The sequence below is a fragment of the Burkholderia sp. BCC0419 genome, from assembly GCF_902830285.1.
In the GTDB taxonomy this organism is placed as follows: domain Bacteria; phylum Pseudomonadota; class Gammaproteobacteria; order Burkholderiales; family Burkholderiaceae; genus Burkholderia.
Genome location: NZ_CADESR010000002.1, coordinates 973,799 through 991,455 on the forward strand (window position 1 = coordinate 973,799; position 17,657 = coordinate 991,455).

14 protein-coding genes are annotated in these 17,657 nt (G+C 70.5%); 3 read left to right on the plus strand and 11 right to left on the minus strand.

Going from position 1 to position 17,657, the window contains the following annotated elements; genetic code table 11:
* Positions 1-11: 11 nt before the first annotated feature.
* Positions 12-2,318 (minus strand): ATP-binding protein, encoded by a 2,307-nt coding sequence (locus HWW87_RS17920; protein ID WP_175821407.1) that lies wholly within the window; start codon positions 2,316-2,318, stop codon positions 12-14.
* 131 nt (positions 2,319-2,449) lie between these two features.
* Between HWW87_RS17920 and HWW87_RS17925 the strand changes: the two genes are divergently transcribed.
* Positions 2,450-3,157, plus strand: coding sequence for a PIG-L family deacetylase (locus HWW87_RS17925; RefSeq protein ID WP_175821408.1), 708 nt, complete (start codon positions 2,450-2,452; stop codon positions 3,155-3,157).
* On the plus strand, positions 3,136-4,059 hold the full coding sequence (locus HWW87_RS17930) for a glycosyltransferase (protein ID WP_175821409.1): 924 nt from the start codon (positions 3,136-3,138) through the stop codon (positions 4,057-4,059). The genes HWW87_RS17925 and HWW87_RS17930 overlap by 22 nt, the downstream gene beginning before the upstream one ends.
* Before the next feature lie 17 nt (positions 4,060-4,076).
* Here HWW87_RS17930 and HWW87_RS17935 read toward each other — a convergent pair whose 3' ends face one another.
* Positions 4,077-5,444, minus strand: coding sequence for a sigma-54 dependent transcriptional regulator (locus HWW87_RS17935; protein ID WP_174389221.1), 1,368 nt, complete (start codon positions 5,442-5,444; stop codon positions 4,077-4,079).
* A 341-nt stretch (positions 5,445-5,785) separates the two neighbouring features.
* Here HWW87_RS17935 and HWW87_RS17940 point away from each other — a divergent pair, with 341 nt between their 5' ends.
* Positions 5,786-6,835 (plus strand): sigma-54 dependent transcriptional regulator, encoded by a 1,050-nt coding sequence (locus HWW87_RS17940; RefSeq protein WP_175821410.1) that lies wholly within the window; start codon positions 5,786-5,788, stop codon positions 6,833-6,835.
* 38 nt (positions 6,836-6,873) lie between these two features.
* On the opposite strand, the gene HWW87_RS17945 is transcribed toward HWW87_RS17940, so the two are convergent.
* The 9 genes from HWW87_RS17945 to HWW87_RS17985 form a co-directional block, all read right to left on the minus strand.
* Positions 6,874-7,824, minus strand: coding sequence for a glycosyltransferase family 4 protein (locus HWW87_RS17945; protein WP_175821411.1), 951 nt, complete (start codon positions 7,822-7,824; stop codon positions 6,874-6,876).
* Entirely contained in the window at positions 7,814-8,902 is a 1,089-nt protein-coding gene (locus HWW87_RS17950; RefSeq protein ID WP_175821412.1) for a glycosyltransferase family 9 protein, read from the minus strand. Before HWW87_RS17950 ends, HWW87_RS17945 begins: the two co-directional genes overlap by 11 nt.
* Positions 8,899-9,900 (minus strand): glycosyltransferase, encoded by a 1,002-nt coding sequence (locus tag HWW87_RS17955; protein ID WP_175821413.1) that lies wholly within the window; start codon positions 9,898-9,900, stop codon positions 8,899-8,901. Before HWW87_RS17955 ends, HWW87_RS17950 begins: the two co-directional genes overlap by 4 nt.
* A complete protein-coding gene (locus tag HWW87_RS17960) occupies positions 9,897-11,642 on the minus strand; it encodes a carbamoyltransferase C-terminal domain-containing protein (RefSeq protein ID WP_175821414.1) in 1,746 nt (581 codons plus the stop codon). Before HWW87_RS17960 ends, HWW87_RS17955 begins: the two co-directional genes overlap by 4 nt.
* 3 nt (positions 11,643-11,645) lie before the next feature.
* Positions 11,646-12,848 carry a glycosyltransferase family 9 protein gene (locus HWW87_RS17965; RefSeq protein ID WP_175821415.1) on the minus strand — a complete coding sequence of 401 codons (1,203 nt, stop codon included), beginning with the start codon at positions 12,846-12,848 and terminating at the stop codon, positions 11,646-11,648.
* Positions 12,845-13,456, minus strand: coding sequence for an HAD-IIIA family hydrolase (locus HWW87_RS17970; RefSeq protein WP_175821416.1), 612 nt, complete (start codon positions 13,454-13,456; stop codon positions 12,845-12,847). Before HWW87_RS17970 ends, HWW87_RS17965 begins: the two co-directional genes overlap by 4 nt.
* Positions 13,447-14,196 (minus strand): SDR family oxidoreductase, encoded by a 750-nt coding sequence (locus HWW87_RS17975; RefSeq protein ID WP_175821417.1) that lies wholly within the window; start codon positions 14,194-14,196, stop codon positions 13,447-13,449. The genes HWW87_RS17970 and HWW87_RS17975 overlap by 10 nt, the downstream gene beginning before the upstream one ends.
* Positions 14,197-14,380: 184 nt before the next feature.
* Positions 14,381-14,908, minus strand: a complete 528-nt coding sequence (locus tag HWW87_RS17980; RefSeq protein WP_175821418.1) for a hypothetical protein — start codon at positions 14,906-14,908, stop codon at positions 14,381-14,383.
* On the minus strand, positions 14,850-17,642 hold the full coding sequence (locus HWW87_RS17985; RefSeq protein WP_175821419.1) for an ABC transporter transmembrane domain-containing protein: 2,793 nt from the start codon (positions 17,640-17,642) through the stop codon (positions 14,850-14,852). The genes HWW87_RS17980 and HWW87_RS17985 overlap by 59 nt, the downstream gene beginning before the upstream one ends.
* Positions 17,643-17,657 lie beyond the last annotated feature (15 nt).

Below are 17,657 nucleotides of genomic sequence, written 5' to 3' on the forward strand. Positions count from 1 at the left end.
CGCGACGCGCGTCAGCCGTCTCGCTTCGTCACGCGCGCGATCTTGTGCGCCAGTTCGCGCACGTCGACCGGCTTGCACAGGTAGCCGTCGAAGCCGGCCTCCAGCGCGCGGCGTTCGTCGGCGAGGCCCGCGTGCGCGGTGACGGCCAGCACGCGCACGTCGGGCGGGCCGCTGTCGCCGTTCGTCGCGCCGCGTCGCAACGCATCCAGCAGCCAGAAGCCGTCGCCGTCGGGCATCGCGAGATCGGACAGCACGACCGTCGGCTGCATGTCGGCCACCATCGCGAGCGCCTCGCGGCCCGACGACGCGATCGCGACGGCCGCGCCGAACGTGGTCAGCGCGGCCGTGAGGCTCGCGCGCGTGGTCGCATCGTCGTCGACGATCAGGATGCGCTGCGTATCGAGCATGAGCGTCTCGCGACGGCTGCCCGCCTGCACGATCCCCCACGCCATCGCGCCGGCCGGCTGCCAGCCGGCCGGCAGCGTCACCGTGAACGTCGTGCCGCGATCGCGGCCCGCGCTTGCGACGGTCACGCGGCCGCCGTGCAGTTGCGCGATGTGCCGCACGATCGACAGGCCGAGACCGAGCCCCCGCCGCGGCGACGCGGGCGAATCGTCCGCCCGGCGGAACATGTCGAACACGTACGGGACGAACTCCGTCGCGATACCCTGCCCCGTATCGACGACGGTCAGCACCGCATGCGCGTCGTTGCGCGCGAGCCCGACCGTCACGCTGCCGCCGGCCGGCGTGAATTTCAGCGCATTCGAGATCAGGTTCGACAGCATCTGCCGCAACCGCTCGGCATCGCCGGACACGATGCACGCGGACGCGTCGCAGTCGAATTCGAGCAGGATGCCGGCCGACGACGCGGCGGTCTGGAACGTGCCGACCTGGTCGGAGAACAGCCGCACGACGTCGACCGGCGTCGCGTCGAGCCGCAGCTTGCCGGTCGCGAGCGACGACGCATCGAGGATGTCGCCGACCATCCGCGTGAGCGAACGCGCGCTGCGGTCGATCGCGTCGATCGCCTGATGCTGCAACGCGTGGTCGCCGGTGTTGCGCAGCACCTCGATCCACCCGTAGATCACGTTCAGCGGCGTGCGCAATTCGTGCGACACCGTGGCCAGCAGCTCGTCCTTCAGCCGGTTCGACGTGTCGGCCTGGTCGCGCGCATGGCGTGCGCCCTGCAGCGAGCGCTGCGCGCGCAGGTCGCGACGGCGCTGCGCACCGGTTTCGCGCAGCGTCAGCGACAGTGCGACGCAGGCGCGCGCATCGCCCTGCACCGGGCACGCCGATACCGTCGCCCGAAAACGCCGGCCGTCGCGCCGCACGCACAGCAGTTCAAGCGGCCCGACCGGCTCGTGCATCGCGTCGAACGATCGGGCGAGCGGATTGAGCCTCAGCCAGCGCGGCGCGATCAGCGTGTCGAACCTGCGGCCGCGCGCGTCGGCCTCGCCGTATCCGAAGATCCGCTGCGCAGCCGGGTTCCAGCTCACGATACGGCCGCTGGCGTCGATCCCGACGATCGCGTCCGGCGACGCATCGACGACCGCTTGCTGCAGCCGCGACGCGTCGACGCGCGCACGGTCCGCGCCGGCATCGCGCAGCAACAGCACCGCGCCGTCGAGATTGCCGTCCGCATCGTCAAGCGGCGACGCGACCGCGACGATCGGCACCGGATCGCCGTTGCCGGCCTGCAGCCAGTGCCGGTCGGACGTCGCCTCGGCGCCGCCGAGCGCGTGATCGAGCGGCGTGGTCGGCACGCGGCGGCCTTCGTGGTCGACGATCCGCAGCACGTCGCGCACCGGCCGCCCGATCGCATCGTCCGGCTGGCAGCCGACGAGTGCGGCCGCGGCCGCGTTCAGATAGGTGAGTCGGCCTTTCGTATCGGTCGCGATCACGCCGTGCGGCAGCGCGCCCAGCACGGCTTCGAGCTGCCGGCGCGCGGCCGCCTCGCGCTGGCGTGCGCGCTCGTTCGTGACCCGCGTGTGATGCAGCATCGACGCGATCGCGCACACCAGTGCACCGATCAGCATGAACGTGCCGAGCTGCACGAGCCGCTCGGGCAGCGGCGCCGGATAGGCGGCCGGATCGGACAGGAACAGCGTCCAGACGAGCAGCCCGCTGACGACGGTCGATACGATGCCGAACAGGAACGACGTCGCCCACGCGGCGCCGGCGAGCAGCGGGTAATACAGCACGAACGGCAAATTCACGCCGCCGAACCGGATCGCGAGCGTCTGCAGCACGGTCGCGATCGCGACCAGCATCACGGCCGTTGCGTAATTTCCGGCCTGCGGCCGTGCAATTTCGGTCATTGGAGACGCTCCTGCGGGGACAGTCGACAGCGGCCAGCTGGGGCGCCCCCGGCGGGCACGATGCATGCGGGCCCGCATGCTGGCCGATGCGCACCGGCGGCCCGGCCGCTCACGATGGAGATCTTCACGCCATGCCCGACCCGACACGCTGGCTCGTCGTCTCGCCGCATCTGGACGATGCCGTCTTCAGTTGCGGACAACGGCTCGCGCAAACGCCCGGCTCGATCGTCGTCACCGTGTTCGCGGGGATCCCGCCGCGCGGCACGCCCGCGCCGCCGTGGGATCGCCGCGCAGGGTTTCGCCACGCCGACGAAGCGGTGCGCGCGCGCCGCGACGAAGACCGCCGCGCGCTCGCGCTGCTCGACGCCCGCCCCGTCTGGCTCGATTTCCTCGACGACCAGTACGGCATGCCGGCCACGTCGACCGCGATCGCGACACGCGTGGCTGCGACGATCGATGCGCACCCGGGCTTCGGCGTGCTCGCGCCGGCCGGCCTGTTCCACCGCGATCATCTGCAGGTGCAGGAGGCCATGCTGTCGCTGCTGCGTGAAAACGAAACGTCGGACGAAACGTCGCGCCTCTGGCGCTTCTACGAGGACGTGCCCTATCGCCGCATCGACGGGTTGATGGCCACGCGCGTGACCGGCTGGCGCGAGCGCGGCTGGATCGCGCATCCGGTCGCCGCGCCGGCCGGCGGCGATACGAAAGGCGCCACCGCGAAAGCCGCCGCCGTCGCTGCGTATGCAAGCCAGGTAACGCTGTTGGAACCTCATATGCGCGCTGCTCTCCGCGAACCCGAAACGATCTGGCGGCTCGAATGCGACGTCACGTCCGCGTAACGCCCGCACGCGTCGCGCTGCCGCCGGGTGAGCCGCGCGTGACCGCCATCGTGCTGACCTGCCGGCGCGCAGCCGAACTCGCGCGCACGCTCGACCACCTTTCCGTGCTGCCCGACCGGCCGGCGATCGTCGTCGTCGACAACGCGGCGGACGCCGAGACGGCCACGCTGATTCGCGAGCGCTTTGCACATGTCGCGCTCGTGCATGCGCCGGGCAACCTCGGCGCGGCCGGCCGCAATCTCGGCGTCGCCGTCGCCCGCACGCGCCACATTGCGTTCTGCGACGACGACACGTGGTGGGCGCCCGGTTCGGTTGCCGAAGCCGCGAACCTGCTCGACGCGTATCCGCACGTCGCGGCCGTCACCGCGCGCGTGCTCGTCGGCCCCGACCGGCGCGAGGACCCGACCTGCCGGCTGATGGCCGACAGCCCGCTCGACGCGCCCGTCGCGCTGCCGGGCCGCCCTATCCTCGGGCTGCTGGCCGGCGCGACCGCGTTCCGGCGCGACGCGTTCGTGCGCGCGGGCGGCTACCATCCGCGCTACTTTCTCGGCGGCGAGGAAGCGCTGCTCGCGCTCGATCTGTGTCGCGCCGGCCACTGGCTCGTGTATGCGCGCCAGCTGACGGTCCACCACCACCCGTCGACGCAGCGCGACCGGCCCACGCGCGCGCGCACCGCCGCCCGCAACGCGGTGTGGACGGCCTGGCTCAGATGGCCGGCCGCCGCCGCGTGGCTGCATACGGTGCGAATGCTGCCGCTGCTGCGCCGCGAGCGCGCACTCGTGCGCACGTTCGCCGGCCTGCCGTGGATCCTGCGCGAACGACGCGCGATCCCGCCGCACGTCGAACGCATGCGCCGCCGGCTCGAACGCGACACGCACCGCGAGCCGGGGACGGGAACATGAGCGCGATCGGGGCGGCATCAGGAATCCGGCTTTTCCGTTTCATCTTCCAGTTGCGCGAGCCGGTTGTAGATCGTCTTCAGGCTGACGTCGAGCACCTCGGCCGCCTGCGCCTTCACGCCGCCGCATTGCGCGATCGTGCCGAGGATCAGCTTGCGGTCGACTTCCTCGAGCGGCGTGCCGAACGGCACCGTCACGCGATCTTCATGCGAATCGACCATGCTCGACAGCTCGTCCATGATCGGCGGCGGCAGCGTGTCGATCACGTCGGCATCGGTGAAGATGCTCGCGCGCTGCACGAAGTTGCGCAGCTCGCGCACGTTGCCGGGCCATGCGTAGGTCTTCAGCGCTTCGCGTGCGGCGGGCGCGAAGCGCAGGTTGCGGCCGCTCTCCTCGTTGTAGCGCTGCAGGAACGCGTCGGCGAGCATCGGGATGTCGTCGCCGCGTTCGCGCAGCGACGGCAGCGGAATCGGGAACACGTTGATCCGGTGGAACAGGTCGGGCCGCAGCTTGCCGTCCGCCATCGCGGCTTCCGGGTCGCGGTTCGTCGCGGCGACGATGCGCACGTCGACGTCGATCTCGCGCGTCGAGCCGAGCCGCGTGACGCGCCCGGTCTCCAGCACGCGCAGCAGCTTGACCTGCGATTCGACCGGCATCTCGGTGATTTCGTCGAGAAACAGCGTGCCGCCGTCCGCGCGTTCGAAGAAGCCCTTGTGCTGGCGTTCCGCGCCGGTGAAGCTGCCGCGGTCGTGGCCGAACATTTCGCTCTCGACGAGGTTCGCGGCGATCGCGCCGCAATTCACCGCGAGGAACGGGCCGCGGCGGCGCAGGCTGAGGTCGTGCACGGTCTGCGCGGCAAGTTCCTTGCCGGTGCCCGATTCGCCGGTGAGCAGCACCGACGCTTCGGTGCGCGCGACGCGGCCGATCGCGTCGTAGACGGCCTGCATCGCCGGCGAGCTGCCGAGCATGCGGCCGAACCGGCCAAGGCGCTGCAGCTCCGAGCGCAGCTCCGCGATTTCCTCGTGCAGCGCGGTCGTGCGCGGCACGCGCGCGAAGATGCTGTTCAGCCGCTGCATGTTGAGCGGCTTCACCAGATAGTCGGTCGCGCCGCGCCGCAATGCGTCGATCGCGGTTTCGAGGCTCGCATGGCCGGTGGTCAACACCATTTCGCAATGCCCGCGCTTGGGCAATGCGTCGAACAGATCCATCCCGTTGCCGTCGGGCAGCACGAGGTCGCACAGCACGAGATCGGGGGTATGCGTCGAGACGAGCGTGCGCGCTTCTTCAAGCGTCGCGGCCGTATCGCACGCAAGCTGCTGCGTGCGCGCGAGCGTGGCCAGCATCGTTCGCGTATCGGCGTCGTCTTCGACGATCAGGACGTAAGGCATCGAGGCTCCTGGTAATGCGGCCCGCCGCATGCGTAGGCCGGCACCGCGACATGCAGCGTCATGCACGTCACCGAGCCCACGACGGCATCTTCAACGCTGCACACGAATGAGCAGACAAGCTGTCCTGCACTGAAAACAGGTGCTTAGCAGTATAGAAGAACGGTGTCGTGCATTCGCCGCTCATCGAATAAATCTATCTGCCGGCGCGGGCCGCATTGCCAGATTCAATGTCGTCGAATCGGTATAAAAGGTATCCTGAGTACGTGAAAAGCGACGCATGCCACGTCATTTTTTACCTGATCCCGACGCGTTCGGTCAAAACTTCCAACTGGTCATACTTCATGTCGAAATCCGACGATGACGGCACGCGACTGTTCGGTCGTTCGCGAACAATTCAGGATTTGCTGCTGAAAGTGTCGCGCGTCGCCGCCACCCGCGTGAGCGTGCTGGTGGTCGGCGAGAGCGGCGCAGGCAAGGATATCGTCGCCCGGCTCATCCACGACATGAGCCCGCGCCGGCGCGGGCCGTTCGTGCCGGTCAACTGCGGTGCGATTCCGAAGGACCTCGCGGAGTCGCAGTTGTTCGGTCACGAAAAAGGCAGCTTCACGGGCGCCGTCGCGCAGCATGTCGGCATGTTCGAAGCCGCGCGCGGCGGCACGCTGTTTCTCGATGAAATCGCCGAAATGCCTGCCGAACTGCAGGTCAAGCTGCTGCGCACGCTCGAAACCAACACGATCGTGCGCGTGGGCGGCCACGAGCCGATTCCGCTCGACGTGCGGATCCTCGCGGCCACCCATCACGATCCGGTCGAGGCATTGCGCAGCGGCACGCTGCGCGAGGACCTGTTCTACCGGATCGCACCGGTCGCGCTGCACGTGCCCGCGCTCCGGCAGCGCGAGGACGACGTCGGCGACATCGCGCTGCAGATCGTCGAACGGCTGAATGCGCGGCACCGCACGAGGAAGCGCCTGTCGGCCCAGGCGATGAAGGCGCTGCGCGCATACACGTGGCCCGGCAACGTGCGCGAACTGCGCAACGCGCTGGAACGCGCGTTCATCCTCGCCGACGAGCAGATCGAACTGCAGTTGCCGCGCCGCCAGCCGCCGCGCGAGGAAGTGCGCCACAACGCGATGACGCTGCATATCGGCACGACGCTCGCGCATACGCAGCAGCGCTTCATCGTCGCGTCGCTGCGGCATTTCAACGGCGACAAGCCGCGCACCGCGAAGGCGCTCGGCATCAGCCTGAAAACGCTGTACAACCGCCTCGCGCTGCTGTCCGAGAGCGAGCGCAATGCGGGCAGCGGCAGCGCGCCGGCGAGCGCGAATGCCGCGACCGCCAGCAGCACGTCCGGTTCGCAGCCCGGTTCGCAAGCCGCGCCACCGCCCTGAGCCCGGCGCGTGACGCCACCGTCACCGTCACGCCGTCGCTACGCCGTCATGTCGCACAGGGCCGCGTCCCAGTCACGTACGAAGCGCTCGATGCCGAATCGCTCGCACGCGTCGCGCCTGGCCGCCGCGCCCCACTCGCGCGCGAGTTCCTGATCGCGGATCAGCATCCGCATCGCGTCGATCAGCACGGCCGGCCGCGTATCGGCCACGCCGTTGCTGCCGGTCTTCACGAGTTGCGCCATCTCGGTCGTCGCGAGCGCGACGATCGGCAGCCCGATCATCATCGCCTCGATCACCGCGAGCCCGAGGCTCGTGTAGCGAATCGGATTGAAGAAGAAGCGGTAGTGCGACAGGAACTGCGGCAGCGCCGGGTTCGGCACTTCGCCGATCCCGCCGAGTTCGGCCGAGCCCATCCCGACCAGGTCGATCGGCACGCAGTGCCGCACGACCTCGAACACATCCGCGCCGAGGCGCCGGCCGCGGCGCGCGAGATTGTTCACCACGGCCACGCCCTTCGGCAGCGTGCCGTGATACTCGACGCCTTCCGGCATCAGCACGCCGTGCTCGATCACGCGCGTCGGCGTCACGCCGTTGTCCCACATCAGCGCGTTGAACGGCGTCACGTGCACCAGCAACACGTTCGGATCCTGCACCGGATGCAATGTGTCGGTCGGATGCTCGCGCGGCGGATCGTGCTCGACGAACAGCGTCGGCAGCGCGCGCTGCGCTTCGCTCAGCAGCCGCAGGCGGTCGTGCTGATAATGCTTCACGTGCTGGTACAGCACGCAGTCGAATGCGGTGTCGCGCACGCACTCGGCCGGCACCTCGTGCACGTTGTCGCCCCACGGCAGGTGCCCGACGCGGCCCGCATAGCCGGGCGGATGCTGCGGTTTCGTCACGATGTAGAAATCGTGCGGCGCCTGCGACAGGTAATACAGATAATTGCCATGCACGTGCCAGGTGAGCACGCGCAACCGCTTATGTGACATGACGTCTCTCCTCCGCGAGCAGCTCGCCCGCCCGGTCGATCACGTCGCCGACGCCGATCGCCGTCGCGCACTCGTGCCCGTACGGGCACGTATCGAACATGCACGGCCGGCACGCCGGGTAGTTCGCGAGCACGCGATGGCGTTCGGCGTCGAGCGGCGCCCAGCGGGCCGTATCGCTGCCGCACGCGACGACGACGCTCGGCGTGCCGAGCGCCGCCGCGACATGCGAGACGCCCGTGTCGTTGCACAACAGCAGCCGCGCGCGGGCGATCAGCGCGGCGAGCGCGCCGAGCGGCGTGCGGCCGCACAGGTTCACGCACGGCCGCCCGAGGTGCTCGGCGAACGCACTCGCCAGCGCCAGTTCCGCGCGCGTGCCGGTCAGCACGATCTGCCAGCCGTCGTCGGCGAGCTGCCGCGCGGCGAGCGCGAAGCGTTCGACCGGCCAGCGCCGCGACGCCATCCGCGCGCCCGGATGGACGATCACGTAGCGGCCGGGATCGAGCGCGTGTTCGTCGCAGAGCACGTGCCATAGCGCGTAGTCGAGGCCGCCGAGCGGGAATTCGAGGTAGTCGCCCCAGTCCGCGTAGCCGAGCTTGCGCGTGAGGGCCAGATAGCGCGTCACTTCCGGCTCGTCGTCGTGCCACACGAGCGCGCAGTCGAGCGCGGCCGCGCCGCCGTCGGCCGGCACGAAGCCGGCCGTGCGCGTCGCGCCGAGCGACGCGACGATCGCGTTCGTGTGCGCGCCGCTGCCGTGCAGCTGGATCGCGAGGTCGAAGTCGCGCGAGCGGCATTCGGCGATGAACGCTTCGCGCGTGGCCGCATCGGGTTCGGGCTGTTCGTCGAGCCCCGGCGCGCCGGGGAATGCGATGAAGCTGTCGATGTAGTCCGAGAAGCGCGATGCGAACTCGCGCGCCCACGGCAGGCCGATCAGCGTGATGCGCGCGTCGGGTTCGCCGCGCCGCAGTGCACGCAGCGCGGGCACCGCGCACAGCATGTCGCCGAGCTGCAGCGCGCGGAACACCGCGATCCGCCTCGGGCCGCGCAGGCCGTCTGAATCGACGCTGGGATCGAGCTTCATAGGAAAAGCACCCGGAAGTGAAGCGCGCCGCGCATGCGCCAGTACAGCGACACGGGCGGAATCGCGATGGACGTGACGATCATCTCGGCCACGTGCGACGGCGTGAGCTGCGTGCCGCGCAGCCGTTTGGCACAGAACCCGGCGGTAATCGCGGCCCACACCGTCGCGCACATGATGGCCGGTGCCGGCCACCCGGCGGCGAAACAGCCGATCGCGCCGAGCGCGGCCAGCACGGCCGCGTAGTAATGCCACGGCGGCGTCGGCCGGATATGACGCCGGTAGGTCGCGCGATGCTTCTTGTACAGCAGCGCATCGAAATACACCTTCGACTGCGCGCCGATGCTCGACCCCCAGCGCGCGGGGCGCACCGGATGCACGATGCGCGCGGCCTCGGCGTCGACGATCGGCCCCGCGTGCTCGCGCAGCGCGAACATCAGGTCGGCGTCCTCGCGCCACGCGCGCGTGAAACGTTCGTCGAAGCCGCCAATGCGTTCGAGCGCCGCGCGCCGCACGAAACAGTTCGCGGTCGCGAATTCCGCATGCGCGAGCCCCGCCGCGTCGCGTTCGTAGTCGGTCGGGCACGGCCGCAACGGCACGTCGATCCGGCCGGCCGCGGCCGCGGCCGACGGCTCGGCCAGCAACGCGGCCGCACCGTAGCGCAGCCAGGTCGGATCGGGGATCGTGTCGTCGTCGGTGAACGCGATCAGCGCGCCGCCCGCGCTGCGCCAGCCGACGTTGCGCGCGCCGGCCGGGCCTTGCGTGTCGGGCGCAGTCATGTAGCGGATCACCGGCACGTCGGTCACGCGCGCACGGCACGCATCGACGACGGCGCGCGCACTGCCGGCCGGATCGTCGTCCACGACGACGATCTCGTAAGTGGTCGGATCGAACACCTGAACGCACAGCGCGTCGAGGCAGCGTGCGAGCAGATCGGGCCGCCGGTAGGTCGGCACGACGACCGACACCACCGGCGGCAGGTGCGTGTCGCGCATGTTCATTTCGGTTTCTCCAGCAGGAACGGGCCGATCACGAGCGCGTCGAGCGGCGACGTCCAGAAGCATTCGATCGCGTCGCGCGGCGAGCACACGATCGGTTCGCCGCGCGTGTTGAACGACGTGTTGACGAGCACCGGCACGCCGGTGAGCGCGTCGAACTCGGTCAGCAACGCGTGCAGTAGCGGATGCTGCGTTTCGTCGACGGTCTGCACGCGCGCGGTGCCGTCGATGTGGCGCACCGCCGGAATCTTCGCTGCTCGCTCGGGCACGACGTCGTAGACGAACAGCATGAACGGCGCGCGCAGCGGCGTGCGCCGGCCGCCGCTGAACCAGTGATGCGCACGGTCTTCGAGCACGACCGGCGCGACCGGCCGGAAATCCTCGCGATCCTTGATCCGGTTCAGCTTGCGCTGCATGTCCGGGTCGATCGGCGACGCGAGGATCGACCGCGCGCCGAGCGCGCGCGGGCCGAACTCCATGCGCCCCTGGAACCAGCCGATCACGCGGTTCGCCGCGAGCAGCGCGGCCGTCTGCGCGGCAACGTCGGCGAGCCGCCGGTACGGCAGTTGCGCGTCCTTCAGGAACGCCTCGATCGCATCGTCGTCGTAGGCCGGCCCGAGATACGCATGATCCATCCGCCAGCCGCCGCGCGCGCCGCGCATCCGGAAGTCGGTCCACAGCGCGGCGCCGAGCGCCGTGCCCGCATCGCCGGCGGCCGGCTGCACCCACACGTCGTCGAACGGGCCGCGATCGCGGATCTTCGCGTTCATCACGCAGTTCAGCGCGACGCCGCCCGCCATCGCGAGCTGCCGCTCGCCGGTCTCGGCGGCCAGCCAGTCGACCGCCTGCAGCGTCGTCTCCTCGAGCACCAGCTGCAACGCATGCGCGATGTCGTAGTGATGCGGCTCGATCGGGCCGCCGCGTTCGCGCGGCGCGCCGAAGCGCGCGGCCAGATCCGCGTCGACCACGTCGTAGCGCCCTTCGCCGCGATACTGCACCAGCTTGCGCATCTCGTCGGCGAACCCCGGCTTGCCGTACGACGCGAGCGCCATCACCTTGTATTCGTCGGACGAGTGCAGGAAGCCGAGATAGCGGGTCACGCGCTCGTACAGCAGCCCGAGCGAATGCGGCAGGTTGACCTGCCCGAGCCGCCGATACGCGCGGCCGTCGAACATGCCGTAGCTCGTCGTCGCGCGCTCGCCGCGCCCGTCCATCGTCATCACCGCGCAGCGCTCGAACGGCGCCGCGAGAAACGCGCTCGCCTCGTGCGCGAGATGGTGCTCGACGAAATGCCAGCGGAACGGCCCGTCGTGCGTGACGCCGCGAAAGCGCCGCTGCAGATGATGCGGCACGCCGCCCGCGAGCTGGCGCGGCGCGTTGACGATCGACGACAGGAACAGCGGATGCCACGGCGACGCGCCATCGTCGCGCGGCGCATGCGCGGACGGCGACAGCGGCAAGGTCAGCGCCGGCGCCGTGCCTTCGCGGTCGAGTTCGAACCACGGATCGTACGAATACGCGACGTGGTCCACGTCCGCGAGCGTGATGCCGGCTTCCGCGAGGCAATAGTCGATCGCGTGGAACGGCAGCTCCCAGGTCGAGAACGGCACCGGGCGCTTCGCGTGCTTCACGTGCGTGAAGCGTTCGTCCTCGGCCGCCGCGATCACGACGCCGTCGCGCACGAGGCACGCGGCGCTGTCGTGGAAGGCGGCATTGATGCCGAGCGTATGGATCGGGTCAGGCATGCGTCAGTTCCTCGTGATGACCTGCGCGAACGGAATCACGTTCGATGCGTGCACCGCGGCCGGCTCGCCGCCGTGCGCGGCGGCCCGCGCGGCCGCGCGTTGCGCATGGCGCGCGCTGCCGCGCAGCAACGCGTGCACGGCGGCGACCACGTCGTCGACGCTCACGCCGCTCAGGCACGGATGGCCGGGCTGCTCGCACACGCTGCGGTAGCAGTTGCGGCACGGCACGTCGACGTTCAGCACGCGGTGCGGCACACGCCACGGCGTGTGCTGAGGATTGGTCAGCGCATACAGGTCGACCACCGGCGTGCCGAGGGCGGCCGCGAGATGCACGGGGCCGCTGTTGTTCGACAGCAGCAGGTCGGCCGTCTCGATCAGCGCGCCGAGTTCGCCGAGCGGCAACACGCCGGCGAGCGGTACGGCGCGCGGCCCCGCGCGTTCGCACACCGCGTCGACCAGCGCGCGTTCGCCCGCGCTGCCCGTCACCGCGATGCCGTCGAACAGCGGCGCGACCGCGGCGGCCGCTGCGCCGAAACGCTCGGCCGGCCAGCGCCGCGACGCCGCGCTCGCACCCGGATGCACCACGAGCCAGCGCGCGCGCGGCGCATCCGGCCCGCGCGCGCCGCCGACGCATTGCAACGCGGCCTGCAAGCGCGCGTGCACCGCACGCCGCGCCGCGTCGCCCGGGTCGAACGCCATCCGCCAGTCCGACGTCGTCGCACCGACGGTGCGTACCAGCGCGAGCTGGCGCGCGACCTCGTGGCGCACGTGCGATTCCGGCTCGGTTTCCGGCACGCGGTCGGTCAGCAGTTCATACGAATTCTCGCGGCAATGCGCGAGCCGCAGCGGAATGCCGGCGAGCCAGCACATCATCGCGGCGGGCAACGGATTCTGGCTGTAGACGGTGAAGATCACGGCCGCGTCGAAGCGGCCCGCCAGCAGCCGGTCGATCATGTCGAGATCGACTACCGGATCGCCGCGCACGTCGAGGTGCTTGACCCACGGCGCGTCGTAGCGCCACACGTCGTCGACCATCGGCAGATGCCTGGCGAGCGCCGCGCCCGTGCGCGACGTCAGCAGCGTCAGCCGGCGGTTGGTGCCGCTTTCCTTCAGCGCGCGCAGCGCGGGCGTCGTCATCAGCACGTCGCCGATGCTGTCGAGCCGCACGCACAGGATGCGGCGGGCGCGGCTCCAGGCCGTGCTCATCGCCGCATCCACGAGCCGTGCCGGCGCACGGCTTCGCGCACGACGATGTCGGCGGCCAGGTCGACGCGGTCGACGACGTGGTGCGGCGTGCGCGCGGCATTGACGCGCCACTCGGTCTCGTGACCACAGTCGACCAGGATCGTCCCGCAGCGTGCGGTGCGGCCGGCCTCGACGTCGTCGAGGATGTCGCCGATCATCCAGCTCCATTCGGGAGCGGCGCCGAGCGCGGCCAGCGCGCGGCGCAGCATGCCGGGGCGCGGCTTGCGGCAGATGCAGTCGCAGGTGTAGCGCGGCACGCTGCCCCGCGGGTGATGCGGGCAGTAAAAAAAATCCGCCAGCGTCGCGCCGTTTGCTTCGAACAGTTCGGCGAGACGCTGGCGGACCGCGCCAAGCTCGTTTTCGGTAAAGCGGCCGAGCGCGACGCCCGACTGGTTCGACACGACGGCCAGCGGCATGCCGGTCGCGCCGAGCGTGCGCAGCGCGCGCGCCGCGCCCGGCGCGAGGCGCATCCGTGCGGGATCGACGTTGTACGGCACGTCGTCGAGCAGCGTGCCGTCCTTGTCGAGCAGCACCGCGCCGGGCAGCCGCCGTTCGCGCTTCAGGGCCATGACGTCTCCTTCATCGGCAGCACCATCAGTTCCGGCACCACGGTGCCCGGCGGCTGCGTCAGCACGAAACGCACGGCGGCCGCGACGTGCTCCGGCGGCTGCAGCGTGTCCTCGTCGATGTCCGGAAAACGGTCGAGCAGGAACGGCGTGCGCATCCCGCCCGCGACGATCGCCGATACGCGCACGCCGCTCGGCCGCAGTTCGGCATGCAGCGCGTGCGACAGCCCGAGCAGCCCCCACTTCGTCGCGTGATACGCGGACGCGTTCGGCCACGCCCGCTTCGACGCAGTCGACGCGATGTTGACGATATGCCCGTCGCCGCGCGCCTTCATCATCGGCACGGCCGCGTGACACATCAGGTACGGGCCGAACAGGTTCGTCATCAGTACCTGCTGCCACGCGTCGACGCTCACGTCGTCGATCGGCGCGGTCACGTCGATCGCCGCGTTGTTGACGATCACGTCGAGGTCGCCGAGCGACTCGCGCGCATCGTGCACGACCTGCAGCACCGACGCTTCGTCGCGCACGTCGAGCGGCCGGCCCATCGCCTGCCCGCCGTGCCGTTCGAGCCGCTGCGCGACGGCCGCCGCGCGATCGCCGTCGAGATCGGCGACGACGACGTGCGCGCCGTGTCGCGCAAGCTCTTCGCAAATGGCTTCGCCGAGACCGCGGCCGCCCCCGGTCACGAGTGCGGTCCGGCCGGCGAGCGGCGGTCTGGCTGGATCGTGAGTCGCGTTCACCTGCACCCCCTGTCGATGTCGGAAAGCCATCCGGCTGACGGCGACGCTTGTCGCCACAACCATCCGTGCATGAGGTACAGCGAAAACCGTGCCGGCCTGCGCGTGCCCGCGCCGCATCGAGCGCCGGCGTCAGGCCGCTGGCTTTTTTATAACCGGCTGTAAAAAGCGGGCCCGGTCGGCCCGCTCAGATCGCGAGCGCGTCGGGCGTCGCCTGCGCGCGGTGCTTCGCGAGCGCGCGCAGGCAGTGCGCGATGCAGCCCGCGAACGCCTCGTCGAACCACGGCTGCGCGCCCGACACGCCGACCACGATGCCGCCGAGCGCGACGCCGCCCCACAGGTTCGTGTCGCCCGCGCGCAGCCGGTACGGCTCGAGCGCCTGCACGACATGGCCGTCGCGGCCCGTTTCCCACGACAGCCGCGCCTTGGCCCGCGCATACGCGCGGTAGTCGGCGTCCCAGTCCTTCGGGTCGGGCAGCGAAAACTCATACAGGATCGCGTCCTCGAACGCCGCGTCGTGCGGCCCGAGCGCCGGGTCCATGATCACGATGTGCAGGCAACCGCTGTCGCCGACGAAATCGCTCTGCAGCGCGGCGGACAGGGTCGGCAACAGCAGCTCGACGGCCGCCACCGCGGTCTGTCGGTCGGCGAACGCGCTACCGCCGCGACGTGCGTTCAGGGCTTCGGGTGTCGTCGGATTCAGAAGGTTCGGCATGGATTTCTCCGGAGGAAAACGCGAGCGCACGCAACGCCGCGATCAGGTCGGCCGCTACCGCGGGCTTGGTCAGGTACGCATGGAAACCGGCTTCGACCGCGCGCGTGCGATCGCGATCGCGCGCATGGCCGGACAAGGCCAGCGCCTCGAGCGGCGCGCGGCCCTCGCGATCGCGCGCGGCGTCGAGCTGGCGCACGCGCGACATCACCGTGTAGCCGTCCTCCTCGTCGTCGCCGAGGTCGATGTCGCAGACGAGCAGCGCCGGCCAGTCGGCCCGACGCGCGCGCCACAGGTCGTCCAGCAACGCCTGGCCCGACGCATACGCGCGCACGTCGGCGCCGGCCACCCTCAGCAGCGCGGTGAGCGCGTCGCGCGCCTCGCCGTGGTCGTCCACGCACGCGATGCGCAGGCCGTCGAGCGGCTGCGCCGTCGCCGCCGCGCGGGCGTCCGCGTTCGGCACGGCGCCGTCCGGCTGCATCGACGCTGGCGCCACCGCGCACATCGGCAGCGACAGGTGCAGCGTCACGCCGAGATCGTCGCGTTCGCGCACGACGTAGCCGCCGGCCTCCTCGATCGTGTCCTGCAATCGTTCGAGATCGATCAGCGACAGTTCGGTGGCGTCGACGCCCGCGCACGCGATCGTGATGCGCGCTTCCGGATCGTGGCGCGCGGTGCGCACCTCGAGCTGCCCGCCGCTGCTTGCGTCGATCGCGCCGCGGCACAGTTCCCACACGAAGCGCCGCAGCGCGGCCGGATCGGCCTTGACGACGAGATCCTCGTCCGACAGGTGGCGGAACACCGGCACGCCGCGCTGCACGGCCGCCTCCGCCAGCGCATCGAGCACCTGCGACACGAGCGGGTTGATCCGCACCGGCTGCCGCGCGAACTTCGCCTCCGTGCGTTCCAGTTCGCGCTGCTTCGCCTGCAGCGACCACATCTGCGCATATACGCCGCCGCTTTCGAGCAGCGCGTCGTGGGTGCCCTGCTCGACGAGCCGGCCGTGCTCCATCACGAGGATGCGGTCGGCATCGACGATCGTCGACAGCCGGTGCGCGATGATGAGGCTCGTGCGATGCCGCGCGACGCGCATCAGCTCCTGCTGGATCGCGCGCTCCGAGCGCGTGTCGAGCGCCGACGTCGCCTCGTCGAACACGACGATCGGCGGCGCCTTCAGCAATGCGCGCGCGATCGCGACCCGTTGCCGCTCGCCGCCCGACAGCCGCACGCCGCGCTCGCCGACGCGCGTGTCGTACGCATCGGGCAGCCGCTCGATGAACGCGTCGAGCTGCGCGCCGCGCGCGGCCGCGATCACGTCGCCGCGGGTCGCGTCGCGCTTGCCGTACGCGATGTTGTGCGCGAGCGTGTCGTTGAACAGGATGGTGTCCTGCGGGACGATGCCGAGCGCGTCGCGCAGGCTGCGCTCGGTGACGAGCCGCAAGTCCTGGCCGTCGATCCGGATCGTGCCCGCATCGGGCTGGTACAGCCGGAACAGCAGCCGCGCGAGCGTCGACTTGCCCGAGCCGCTGCCGCCGACCACGGCGATCGTCTGCCCGGCCTCGATGCGGAGCGACACGTCGGACAAAATCTGCCGGCTCGGCTCGTAGCCGAAGTCGACATGCTCGAACTCGATCGCGCCGCCGCGCACGACGAGCGGCTGCGCACCGGGCGCATCGCCGTCCTCGCCCGGCTTGCCGCGCGCATCGAGCAGCCCGAACAGCCGCTCGATGTTCGTCATCGCGTCGTTCGCCTCGCGGAACACGAAGCCGAGCGCGTTCAGCGGCAGGCTGATCTGGATGATGTACGCGTTGATCAGCACGAGATCGCCGATCGTCATCGCGCCGCGCGCGACCTGCTGTCCGGCGAGCAGCATCACCGCCGCGATCCCCGCGCCGATGCACGCGCTCTGCCCGATATGCAGCGTCGACAGCGCGTACTGGTTGTCGACGCCGGCTTCGCGCCACGCGTCGAGCACGCGATCGAGCCGGTCGCGCTCGACGTCCGCGCGGGCGAAGTACTTGACCGTATCGACGTTCAGCAGGCTGTCGACCACCCGCGAATTCGACTCGGCCTCGAGCGCATTCACGCGCCGCTGGCAACGCATGCGGCGGCGCGTGAACACGACCGTATACGCCGCGTAGACGGCGAACGTGACGAGAATGATCGCGGTGAAGCCGCCGCCGTACTTGCTGATCACGATCACGAGCACCGAGCCGATCTCGAGGGCCGTCGGCACGATCGTGAACACCGCGACGCCGAGCAGGTAGCCGATGCCGGCCGTGCCTTTCTCGAGGTCGCGCACGACGGCGCCCGTCTCGCGCTGCGCATGAAAGCGCGCGCCGAGCCGATGCAGGTGGCCGAAGGTGCGCACGGTAAACGACGCGACCGTGTGCTGCGTAACCTGCACGAAGGTCATGTCGCGTACTTCGTTCAGCGCGTTCGACGCGAAGCGCACCACCGCATACGCGAACAGCAGCAGCACCGGCCACGCGATCGGCTGGCCGGCCGCGCGGCCGAAGCCGTCGACGATGTCCTTGAGCAGCAGCGGCACCGAGACGGCCGCCGCTTTCGCGAGCACCAGCAGCACGACCGCCGCGAGCACGCGCGCGCGGTAATGCCAGATCGCGCGCCAGAGTTCGCCCGCGATCCGCAGCCGCAGGCCGCGCGCGTCGCGGCGGTCGCGGCCTGCGGGGGCATCACGGTGCCTGATGGGCGGGTCGTCGATTCCGGTCGTCATGCACGCGTTGTTCGC